The following is an 11,347-nucleotide window of genomic DNA, read 5'->3' as shown; positions in this document are numbered from 1 at the left end:
TATGCAATTAATTCTGTCTTGGCACTTACTATTCGCTCTTAAATGTTACCCAATTTAATAGTGAAATTATTCGTTTTCATCAACAATTTCCACTATTCTGGGTTCTGAAGCTGGTTCTGTGGAAGTAGAACTTACTGAACTTAGATGATCTTTCAATTTAGCTTTTAGCTCGTCTGAAATGGGTAGCTCTTCAATTTCCTTGATAAGTAATGTTTCTGACTCGGTTTTGAGCCGTTCTGAATAAACGGCCTTAATAATAGCTTCAATCCCGTATGCAGCAACACTATCTCCTACAACTGTTGTCAGACCAAGTAACCCTATACCACCAAGGATGCCCAAGGGTCCGCCTATTGCTGTGAGCGCAGCAACAATAGCAGCATTACTACCTGCTGATGTGACTGCTAAAATTAATAGAATTACGCCTGGAAGACCCAGACCAGCAAGTTTTTTTGCGATTTCGTCCATTTTGATCACCTAAAGTCCTGATATTGTTGGTTGAAACTTTTCTAGTGGGAATGAAATTGGAGTCTTGATATGGCAAGAAACCGATTCTAGAATTTATACTAAGTTAGCTAAAAGTCATTCGCTTTCAAGTCAATTTTTAACATTTCCCTCCCTATTCACCTTAAATTTATAGCCATTCTCAATAATTTGGGACTTACACACTACAAGAATTAACCATCATTTGCATCTGTGAAAACTATACAACCTATTTGGTATTTTCTGTCCATACGTAAGTTTTATGATTAATCAAAAAACACTACAAATCAGGAAATTTAGAAAAGTCAAAAACATGACGATGAACTGATAGCTAGAATAACATTTCCATGCATAGTAATTCAGCAATATGAAATAAAATAGTAGCTTTATTATTACTCAAAAAGGTGTCCAATTTCCTATTTGAAGGTTGAAATACCTACTTTTCCTAGCGAGGGTAAATAGGGGCTGCTGAATAAAGCTAGAACTGAGATATATCAAGAGTTTGAAGGTAAAAAAGGTGAATCAGGTGCAAGGAATAAGGGTTGAAATTAGCAAAAACCTATCACTTGGATTCAATACTATTCTTCTCTTCTCTTCTTCTAATTCTTCCTCCTGACCCTTCGACAAGCTCAGGGCATCGCTCCTGACTCCTGACTCCTGACTCCTAGCCCTCACAGACAACTTTTTCAGCAAACCCTAAATAGTTTTTGCTTTCTGAACTCAGATGATTTTTCAATTTGAGTTTTAACTCGTCTGAAATGGGTAGCTCTTCAATTTCTTTGACAAGCAATCTCACTGACTCAGTTTTGATTCGTTCTGAATAGACGGACTTAATAATAGCTTCAATCCCGTATGCAGCAATTGCATCTCCTAAAACTTTTGTCAGTCCGAGTAAACCTATCCCTCCGACAATGCCAAATGGTCCGCCTACTGCTGTAATGGCAGCAACAATACCAGCATTACTACCTGCTGATGTGACTGCTAAAAGGACAAGAATTACGCCCGGAAGACCTAGACCTGCAAATTTTTTCACAATTTCATCCATTTTATCACCTAGCATTCTCGTATTGTGGGTTAAATATTTTTTATTTCCCTCTTTTTTAGATTTATTTTTCATCCAGAAGGTGGCTAATTTTCCCCTTTATGGCTGATATTGCCACTGTTCTTGGCGAGGCCAAATAGTTTTTACCTGTAGGATCGCCACTACGTCCTTTAAAGTTGCGATTGGTTGCATAAACCCCCGTTTCTTCTTTACCTAACACCCCCATTCCAGAATTAATACAAGCTCCACAACCTGACTTGAGAATCTGTGCGCCTGCTTGTGCAAAAATTTCCAGATAACCCAAGGCTTCAGCTTGTTCACGAATCTCTACGGAAGCAGGGACCACAAACAAGCTCACGCCATCTGCCAGTTGACGACCTTGTAAAACTTCAGCAGCCTGGGCTAAATCATAAAGCTTGCCCCCCGTACAAGAGCCAATAAAAGCTTTGGTAATTGGAGTCTCCTCTAACTGGCTAATAGGTATGACCTGATCTGGTTTTGGAGGACGGGCAACTTGTGGTTCTAAATTACTGAGGTCAAATTGATATACTTTTTCGTATTCAGCATCAGGATCGGCAATCATTTCTACAAACTCTTGTGTAGAACGACTTTTCACATAATTTCGGGTTGTTTCATCAGGAACAATTAACCCACAGACTGCACCACACTCAATAGCCATATTAGCTAAAGTCAATCGTTCATCAAAAGGTAGTTGTGCGAGTATTGATCCTCTAAATTCCATTACCTTACCAGTAGCACCAGCACAACCAATTTGACCTAAGATAAACAAGATAATATCTTTGGCACTAATATGGTGCGGTAGAGTTCCCGATAAATCAAATACTAATGTTGAGGGAACACGAATCCACATATCCCCCATAGCATAGATATTCGCCATATCCGTAGTTCCCACCCCTGTGGAAAAAGCTCCTAATGCTCCATAGGTGCAGGTATGGGAATCTGTGCCGGCAATGATCATCCCTGGTCGGACAAATCCTTTTTCTGGAAGTAAAACGTGACAGATACCTGCGGCTTCCCCTGGGGAAACTACATCAAATAAGTGACATTCTTGGTCTTTGGCAAACTGAACCATCTGTTGATACATGAGTTCAGCTTTGTGATCAACACGGATGTCATTGACTTGGATGAAGTGATCTGCGACTAAAACTACCCGTTGAGCATCCCACAGCTTTGCATCTTCTCCATAGTGTTTATAAAATATTTTAGCGACAGGGCTGGCCACAGCATCGTGGGATAGGGCTAAATCAACTTGAGCAAAAACCACTTCTCCTGGAGTGACGTAGGTATTACCAGAGGATTTGGCTAAAAGTTTTTCCACTAAAGTCATGGGTCGCGGGGAAGTCACGCTGGCAGGAATGGTAATTTTTCCCTGACGACGCTTTTGATTAAAAGGTATCAATCCACCGGCTGCGGCGATCGCATCAACTACCGGATTCTCCGGTTTTTCTCCCAAAATTTCCAGGGTAAGTCCAATATTGATACTATTACGATAAAAAATTTCTGCGAACGATCTCGCCCGAATCTTTTCTATTCCCGCAGCTTTGATGCCAATGGGGGCAATTTCTCGACTAGAACCACAGCCGAAATTTTCTCCGGCTTCAATCACATCGTATTTTAGTAACTCCCCTACTCCAATCAGATGTTCTAAAGCATAGTGTTTCAAATTATCAGGGTCATCATTTGTCGCTCGATTGGCAGGCATAATATCATCAGTATTGATATCATCACCTAAGTATAAAATCTGTTTGATACTACTCATAAAGCCCCCGGAATTGAGAATGTTGTTAGCTGGAAAGTTTTTCTAATAAAAGGTCAATTAATTTTTCAGTATTGATCAATATTTCAGATCCTTGGGGAAACAAATCGGCTGTCCGATATCCTTCAGATAACACTTGCTCTTGCGCTGCTATAATTCGTTGGGCAGCACCCACTTCCCCCCATTGCTGAAGCATTAAAACACAAGCTCCAAGAGTTCCTAGAGGATTAGCAATTCCTTTGCCAGCAATGTCTGGGGCTGTACCGTGAATGGCTTCGTATAGTCCAAATCCATCAGCATTCAGACTGGCTGACCCTAATAAGCCGAGAGATCCAACTAAAGCTCCGCCAATATCGCTCAGAATATCTCCAAACATATTGCCCGCCAAAACTGTATCAAATCTCTGGGGATTAAGAACCATTTGCATGGCTAAGTTGTCCACCAGCATTGGTTCAACAACAACACCTGGAAACTTGATTGCTTCTTCTTGCACCAGACGAGTCCAACCCAAATGAGGCAAGGCATTTTCTTTGTGAGCTACGGTGAGCAATCCTCTTCGCTCTTGGGCTTTTTGTAAAGCTATACGAGCGATTCGTCGAATCTCTTCATCGTAGTAGAGCATGGTATGGTAGCCATAAGCTCCCTTTTCATCTGAAGAACGTCCAGCCGGTCCAAAATAAATCCCACTAACTAATTCTCGAATGATTAGTATATCGAGTCCTTGAACCTTTTCTGGCCGAAGGCTAGATTTATGCACTAAACTATCAACAATCCGAATTGGACGCAGATTGCAAAAAAAGTCATAGTGCTTTCGCAGTTCTAGGAGTCCCCCTTGGCTAACCGCACCAAATACAATCCCATTAGCTCCATCGCACAGTTGGACAGTGGCTTGAGGGAAATAACTACCCATTTGCAAGAAGGCAGTTGCACCAAGCCAACCATAGTCTACCCGCAAGGTAAATCCTTCAATTTTAGCGACGTGTTGAAGAATTTGCAAGGAAGCTTCTACAACTTCTGGACCAATTCCTTCCCCCGGTATGGCGACAATCCGATAAGATGGCTTACTTAAAGACCCCATTTTTCCGTATTTGTTAAGTGAACTAACCTGTCAGTCTTACGGACAGGGCTTCCCAATTCATCGGGAATAGCCTCTCTTGTCTTAGTAGTTCTGTTGGTCTGAGAGTTAGACATTCCCCCCAAGGACAGGAGTCCTGATTCCCAAGACACTTACCTATTAGATTGGAAGTCCCTTACGGCATTGGTACTAATAAGGATTAATACATCTTTAAATTGTTAAAGCTGAACTTCCCTCAGTAAAAACATTGACAATTTTGAAAATAGCATTGATTTGGCACTTTTCGTCGTATGAAAATACCAAGAATTATTGCTGACTACGGCAGGCTAGAAGCACAACCAAAAATATAATAATAGACAATCTAATATATGACAATACCTTAGCCAAAGATAATTTTTGGCAAAACTGCCAACAATAAGCTTAAACACAGGACTTACATGGGATTTCTCACAAAGAAAGGAAAAAAATCTGGAGATGATTTCGTAGTGAGGGCTGAAGCCCGCAAATGGGGCATAAATTCCTCACTACGAACTTTAAATTATTCAAGCCGTTCTACTTAACCTAACAACTCAATGTTAGAAAAGATGAAATCTTGAATAGAAATGCGTTCTGCGATTTCCGTGCGGATTTCCCGACGGTTAAGAATGTAGTAATTTCCTACCTTCTCATATTCATCAGTAAAATCGCTTTTACCGCCCTTTTGAGCGCCGGTTTCGGGGTCATGATAAACAGAATTGTATGTGTGAGAAAGATATCCTTCTCCAGTGTCGTGACTGCTGAAAGTGTCAATAGTCACAAAAGTACCGTGAATTAAACGGTGAACGTGGCAAACTTCATTGTTACGCACTTTGTACTTATCTCCTTCTGACTTTCCACCAACAAAAATTTCGACTGCGCCGGTTGCGTCAGTTTCACCGGGTCTAAAAGTATTTGCACCGTGGGTTTGTTCAAAAGCGCGACGGACACGGTGAACGGCGATTTCCCAAGCTTGTCCGTGAATGGCTTTTTTAGCAGCTTCGTCTTCCACATTCAGAACTTCTGCCTTCATATTGGCATCAATCACCACTTGACCTTTGATCACTTGGTCATCATACTTATAAGTAATATCTGCGGTATAGCCAGGGAAATTTTCATCCCAAGTATAACGGTTTTGATAGGCAGCCTGAAAAAGTTCTTGGGCTGAGATTTGAGTAACTGTCATCGTGCTTGTCCTCTGGTTACAAGTTAAAATAGCTTTTTATCGTTGCTGGTATTAGCATAGAGGTAATTATCGAGGTTCGCATAGACCCCAAATGGGTACACTTATGGCTAAAACTCTCCACGCCATTTTTCAAGCGATCGCTAATGTCCAAAATGAGCAAGAATTAAAACTAGCTCTCATGGATACCATTGGCGACCATTTTGCAGTACAACATTGGGGTATGGATCTCCTAGGTGACCAATTAGATACTCAAATTGAAATTCCCGCTGTCTGCTTAGAAGCTAACCCCATTGGGCGTTATGTTGTCGAACGTCACGCCCCCACCCATGAACAATTAATTTTATCCCCAGAAGACTGGAAAAACTATTGCACTCGTCACGAACACGTAATGACTGGTCCGATAGTTTGTAATGGTCAATTAGTGGGGACTTTAAACTTTGCTCGTGACCCCGGAAGTCAGCCTTTTGATAGTAATGATTTAGCTGATTTAAGTGCAGTTTGTTTACATTTATCAGCGAAAATGGCCACACTCCAAGCAACACCAAAAACCTTTGCATCTGCTGGTAATTGTCCTCTCACAGCGCGAGAATTAGAAATTGCCAAATTAGTGGCTCAAGGTTTAACTAATGGGGAAATTGCCGTTAAATTATGGATTACTCAAAATTCTGTCAAGCAAGCTTTAAAAAGGATGTTCCGTAAATTAGAGGTTTCTACTCGTGCGGAAATGGTGGCAAAACTACAAGATAGATTAGTTTCCTAATAGCTATAAGTAGATCATCATAGAATGATAGATAATAGATACCCGACTTCTTAAATAAGTCGGGTATCTGAGTATTCAAATATATTACTCTTTTGCTACAGCTAATATCAAAATATTTTGTTAATGTCAAAAGAAATCCGATTATATTTTGATAATTGTAGGTTGGGTTAAGCGACAGCAACCCAACAAAATTTCAGAAATGTTGTCTTGATTTATAAACATAGTTTTATTCTATTATGCACAAATTATTAACTGGATCTTTGAGTACAGAAAAATTGACAGTAAAAATCCCCAACTTACCTCTATCATTAGCAGGATTAAAGTTGGTACAAATGTCAGATTTTCACTATGATAATGGTCTATTATCAGAAAAAATGTTAACAGAAGCAATTGCAGTTAGTAATGCCACAAAACCAGATTTAGTTATTTTAACTGGCGACTATGTTAACACAATTGCTAAACCAATTCATCAACTAGCACTAAGATTAAAAAATCTAGAAAGTCGCTATGGTGTCTATGCTATCCTTGGCAATCATGATATTTGTTATCCCAGTTCAAGATCAGAAATTACAAATGCTTTAACAAATGTGGGGATTAATGTACTTTGGAATCAAATTGCTTACCCAGTTGGAGAAAAATTACCTCTAGTGGGATTAGCGGATTTTTATGCCAAAGAATTTAATCCAGAAGCAATTATGAATCAACTTGATTCTACTACACCTCGGATTGTCTTATCTCATCACCCAGATACAGCCGAAATTCTCAAAAAATGGCGGGTAGATTTACAATTATCTGGTCATAGTCACGGTGGACAAATCGTAATTCCTGGACTCGGATCTGCAATGATTTACTATGCAAAAATAGTCAAAAAAATCCCCAAAAAAATTCGGCGTAAATTACCATTTTTACGGAAAACCCATTCTATATTACGCCATTGGCAATGGTCACAGGGTTTACATAAAGTGGGAAATAATCAATTATATGTAAATCGAGGTCTAGGAACTTATTTCCCCGGACGGTTATTTTGTCCACCAGAGGTTACTATTATTATACTCAAAACGGCTTGATTGTTTGATTCTAAACGTAGGGGTTTAGCTCTTGCTTTACCCCTACACATTTGGGTTCTTTGTCATTTGGCAAAAGTTTAAATCTCACCCGTGTTTAGTATACCTTGGAAATTTCTTAATCTATTTCTTCCTTTGCGCCTTTGCTCCTTTGCCCCTTTGCGCGAAACAAAAACAATATAGTACAATAGAAAATTAGCATCAAATTGTGATTTCTTATGTCTGCTACGCCGTTTGTATCTCAGCTAGATTCTCCTAACTCGACTAAATCTCAACTTCTTCCCCCTCTCCTTGGTGCTTCCGTGACGGAGTTAACTGCTTGGGTACAGCAGCAGGGACAACCCGGTTATCGGGGTAAGCAATTGCATGATTGGATCTATAATAAGAGTGTGCGATCGCTCGCTGATATTTCTGTATTTCCGAAAAATTGGCGTTTGCAAGTTGCAGATGTTCCCATAGGTCGTTCTTCTCTACATTACCGCTCCGTTGCCCCCGATGATACCGTCAAATATCTCCTCAAATTGGCTGACGGGGAAATTGTGGAAACAGTGGGTATTCCCAGCGATAAACGCTTAACAGTCTGCGTTTCTACTCAAGTTGGTTGTCCTATGGCTTGTGATTTTTGTGCGACTGGGAAAGGTGGTTACAAGCGTAATCTTACCCGTGCGGAAATTGTTGATCAAGTCCTGACTGTCCAAGAGGATTTTCAAGAACGGGTGAGTAATGTGGTATTCATGGGCATGGGTGAACCATTGTTGAATACGGAAAATGTGCTTTTAGCGATTAAATCCATTAATCAAGATATGGGAATTGGTGCGCGATTTATTACACTGTCTACTGTAGGTATCCGCGATCGCATTCTTGAAGTCGCCCAACACCAACTACAAATTACCCTCGCTGTCAGTCTCCACGCACCCAACCAAGCATTACGAGAACAACTCATTCCCAGCGCCAAACCCTACCCCATAGAAGACTTACTGGCAGAATGTCGAGAATATGTAGAAATAACTGGACGCAGAGTTAGTTTTGAATATGTTCTTCTCGCTGGAGTCAACGACTTACCCGAACACGCTTTAGAACTATCAAAACGTCTGCGGGGTTTTCAAAGTCACGTTAACTTAATTCCCTATAATCCCATTCAAGAAGTAGATTATAAAAGACCAACCCGTGAGAGAATAGAAGCCTTTGTTAATGTTCTTCAACAACAAAATACTGCGGTTAGTGTCCGTTATTCTCGCGGTTTAGAAGCTGATGCTGCTTGTGGACAATTAAGAACAACAAAAAGGTAATTATAATTGTCAATTATTTCCTGGCATAAATGCCTGGTGCATAAGCCTCAATTACTTTACCGGTGCGGGTGCAAGTTATCATTAGGTAATCGCAACTAGGGCATTGTGTCCGCGTAATTTGACTATCATAAATATAGTGACGTTCAGCAGCACTACCGCAATTTGGGCAATGAATCTTTTGTGATACTTGCATTTTAAAACCCCTGGATTTAATAATTTTTTAGAAAAAGTGACAAAAATTGTTTAATTGTTGTGAATGTGAAAAATTTGATATCTTCGGTCATTATCTCAAACCTGATAATTATTATCATCATACCTGAGATATATAAATTTACTTTAGATGTAACTTTCCTTAGATTAGCCGTGATCCCTATGGTGTAATCCTTGAGATAGTCCTGTTTATTCTTGTGGACAAATAAGTTATTTTCCCATTCAAGCGTTACCAAATAGAAAAAACTGTAATCAAAGTCACAAAATTAATAGTTTTATATTTAATTAATATTTGCACAGACCACCAGTCATACAATTATTGTGGGGTGGGCTTCTAGCCCGTCCATTTAGTATTTATACTAGACACTAGGAAAATATATTAGTCCGTTTTAACGGACTTGAGCTATGAGACAGGGAATTTATTCCCTTTCCGGTTATGGAAGGCAACAGATAAGCCGTTTTGAGTATAATTGTATTTACCTACTTAACCATGAATAAAAAAGTAAGTAGTCATCCCAAAAGCTACCACAATCACGAATTTTCGCACCAAGCTGGGTTCTAGTCTGCGGGCAAAATGAGCGCATAAATAACCACCCAGAGAACCACCAACCGCCATGATCATAACTTGATGCCAAGCAATCAAATTAGCGAACATAAAAGGAATAATTGCCACACCATTAATGCAACTACCTAACAAGGTTTTAAAAGCATTAATAGAGTGAATATTTTTCATCCCTAAAAAGGTTAAAGTTGCTAACATTAAAATGCCTATACCCGCACCGAAAAAACCACCATATATAGAGATTGCCAATTGAGAAACTAGGAGAATAAATAAAGGTGGAGGTGCAGAAACATCATTTTTACTCTGAAGTTGCAGCCAGCTTTTTAGAGATTCACTAAATGTAAATATCAATGTTGCTGATAGTAACAAATAGGGCAACATCTTTTTAAATACATCTGGTGATGTATATAATAAAGCCACTGAACCAATGACACCACCCACTAAACTGGTACCAGCTAGTAATAATAATTGTCGTTTTTCGATGTTTAAATCTTGACGATATGCCCTTGCACTAGCTATAGCTGCTATCCACAGGGCAGTATTATTTGTAGCATTAGCGTTAATTGGGGCGATACCTGTAAATATCAGGGTAGGAAAGGTAATAAAACTGCCACCACCCGCTACAGCATTGAGTCCACCGGCAATAAATGCGGTGCTGAACAGAAGTAAGCTATGGATTAAAGTTAAATCTTGCGGCATTTTCTGTAATTAATAAACTCAGTTATACTGTTGTACAATAAAATACTGTAAGTTTATCGAATTATAGTTGATTTATTTTCTGGGTGCTGTTAAACCGGGGTAAATTCTCGAAGGTAGTCCAGGAGTTGTTATCAACCCAGGAGAACCAACTCTCCCATAGTTGAGATTATTAGTTAATGATTGAATAACTTGGGGATTCAAGCCTAATTGAGGTAAGTTAAACTGCTCTGTGGCTGTTCTCCCTAAATTTGATAATACACCAAGGTTTGTTAAATTTGTCCCAAAATTAAATGCTCCAGGTTGAGTTATATTGGTGAGTAAATTAGTATCAATCTTGCCACCAGTAATGGCGATATTCCCGGCTTGGGTAAAGTTATTAATTTTCTGAAGAGAAGAGACAACACCATTGATAGTTATAGGAGTATTATTAAAAAGTAGAGAATTACCATTAGCAGTTTGTGATCTCCCAGTTATTAAACCAGATAAAGTCCCAATTGTCGGTTGACCATTTTGGAGAATACCTGCTAAATTACTAACTTCTTTTAATTGTCCAGTCCCTTGAAAATTAGATATTCTACCAATGTCAGTTTCTAAATTAAATGAGTTAACATCTAACCCAGTTAATCCATTAAAAACAGGTACTATGGGATTGTCATAGTTATAATTCAGATTTCCAGATAGATTACCACCTTGAATCATAATTTGCCCTTGAACAGGTAAATTAGCAGCTAAAAAACTGCCAAATATTCCCATTCCTAAAATATTACTAATAGATTTAGTCCACATTTTTTTGCAACTCCTATTATAGAAAAATTTGTATTTTAATTCGTAAAAATATAGCTTTAGAAACTAAAAGTTGTTCGGAGAATACCAATGGTAATCATGTCGCTATTCGGGCTATGTCTTGGCTCAAATATCAAGATTACACCAGGAGTAATATTAATATTATCTGACATTCGATAACGATAAAAAGCTTCTATATGAGTAGTAGTTCCTGGTTGTCCTCCAGCACTACCAAGAGAATCTTTAAGAATACCTGGAAGATTATTAAGTAAGTAGACGAAAATAAATCAAAGTATATTAAGTAATGTAAAAAATCTGGAGATGATTTCGTAGTGAGGGCTTCAGCCCTCAAATGAGGAATAAATTCCTCACTACAAACTTTGAATTATTCAAGCCGTTCTACTT

Annotated in this window: 11 protein-coding genes and 1 pseudogene; 3 read left to right on the top strand and 9 right to left on the bottom strand. The window is 39.0% G+C overall.

From position 1 onward, the window contains the following. Window positions 1–66: 66 nt before the first annotated feature. The 5 genes from PN450_RS02765 to PN450_RS02745 all read right to left on the bottom strand — a co-directional run bounded on the left by PN450_RS02765 (window position 67) and on the right by PN450_RS02745 (window position 5,575). Complete coding sequence (locus PN450_RS02765; protein ID WP_015078974.1) at window positions 67–465, bottom strand: hypothetical protein; 399 nt, start codon at window positions 463–465, stop codon at window positions 67–69. 679 nt (window positions 466–1,144) lie between these two features. Next, on the bottom strand, window positions 1,145–1,525 hold the full coding sequence (locus tag PN450_RS02760) for a hypothetical protein (protein WP_210422362.1): 381 nt from the start codon (window positions 1,523–1,525) through the stop codon (window positions 1,145–1,147). Between the two features lie 61 nt (window positions 1,526–1,586). Then, window positions 1,587–3,302 carry an aconitase/3-isopropylmalate dehydratase large subunit family protein gene (locus tag PN450_RS02755; RefSeq protein ID WP_271835356.1) on the bottom strand — a complete coding sequence of 572 codons (1,716 nt, stop codon included), beginning with the start codon at window positions 3,300–3,302 and terminating at the stop codon, window positions 1,587–1,589. Window positions 3,303–3,327: 25 nt separating this feature from the next. Further along, window positions 3,328–4,377 (bottom strand): isocitrate/isopropylmalate dehydrogenase family protein, encoded by a 1,050-nt coding sequence (locus tag PN450_RS02750; protein WP_271835355.1) that lies wholly within the window; start codon window positions 4,375–4,377, stop codon window positions 3,328–3,330. 553 nt (window positions 4,378–4,930) lie between these two features. Next, a complete protein-coding gene (locus PN450_RS02745) occupies window positions 4,931–5,575 on the bottom strand; it encodes a DUF3386 domain-containing protein (RefSeq protein WP_015078970.1) in 645 nt (214 codons plus the stop codon). A 103-nt stretch (window positions 5,576–5,678) separates the two neighbouring features. Between PN450_RS02745 and PN450_RS02740 the strand changes: the two genes are divergently transcribed. The 3 genes from PN450_RS02740 (at window position 5,679) to rlmN (ending at window position 8,688) form a co-directional block, all read left to right on the top strand. Further along, window positions 5,679–6,335: a LuxR C-terminal-related transcriptional regulator gene (locus PN450_RS02740; RefSeq protein ID WP_015078969.1), complete on the top strand. Its 657-nt coding sequence runs from the start codon at window positions 5,679–5,681 to the stop codon at window positions 6,333–6,335. Between the two features lie 236 nt (window positions 6,336–6,571). Next, entirely contained in the window at window positions 6,572–7,402 is an 831-nt protein-coding gene (locus tag PN450_RS02735; protein WP_271835354.1) for a metallophosphoesterase, read from the top strand. A gap of 215 nt (window positions 7,403–7,617) precedes the next feature. Further along, window positions 7,618–8,688: a dual-specificity RNA methyltransferase RlmN gene (gene rlmN / locus PN450_RS02730; protein ID WP_271835353.1), complete on the top strand. Its 1,071-nt coding sequence runs from the start codon at window positions 7,618–7,620 to the stop codon at window positions 8,686–8,688. A 13-nt stretch (window positions 8,689–8,701) separates the two neighbouring features. Here rlmN and PN450_RS02725 read toward each other — a convergent pair whose 3' ends face one another. The 4 genes and pseudogenes from PN450_RS02725 to PN450_RS02710 form a co-directional block, all read right to left on the bottom strand. After that, on the bottom strand, window positions 8,702–8,881 hold the full coding sequence (locus tag PN450_RS02725; RefSeq protein WP_271835352.1) for a replication restart DNA helicase PriA: 180 nt from the start codon (window positions 8,879–8,881) through the stop codon (window positions 8,702–8,704). Between the two features lie 501 nt (window positions 8,882–9,382). After that, entirely contained in the window at window positions 9,383–10,159 is a 777-nt protein-coding gene (locus PN450_RS02720) for a sulfite exporter TauE/SafE family protein (protein ID WP_148763034.1), read from the bottom strand. 72 nt (window positions 10,160–10,231) lie between these two features. Further along, complete coding sequence (locus PN450_RS02715; RefSeq protein WP_148763036.1) at window positions 10,232–10,945, bottom strand: hypothetical protein; 714 nt, start codon at window positions 10,943–10,945, stop codon at window positions 10,232–10,234. Window positions 10,946–11,001: 56 nt separating this feature from the next. After that, window positions 11,002–11,178: pseudogene (locus PN450_RS02710) on the bottom strand (carbohydrate porin); the annotation flags it as partial. Between the last annotated feature and the right edge of the window lie 169 nt (window positions 11,179–11,347).

This window comes from Dolichospermum lemmermannii CS-548 (assembly GCF_028330815.1).
GTDB classification, from domain to species: Bacteria; Cyanobacteriota; Cyanobacteriia; order Cyanobacteriales; family Nostocaceae; genus Dolichospermum; species Dolichospermum lemmermannii.
This window is presented reverse-complemented; position numbering and strand designations above follow the sequence as displayed.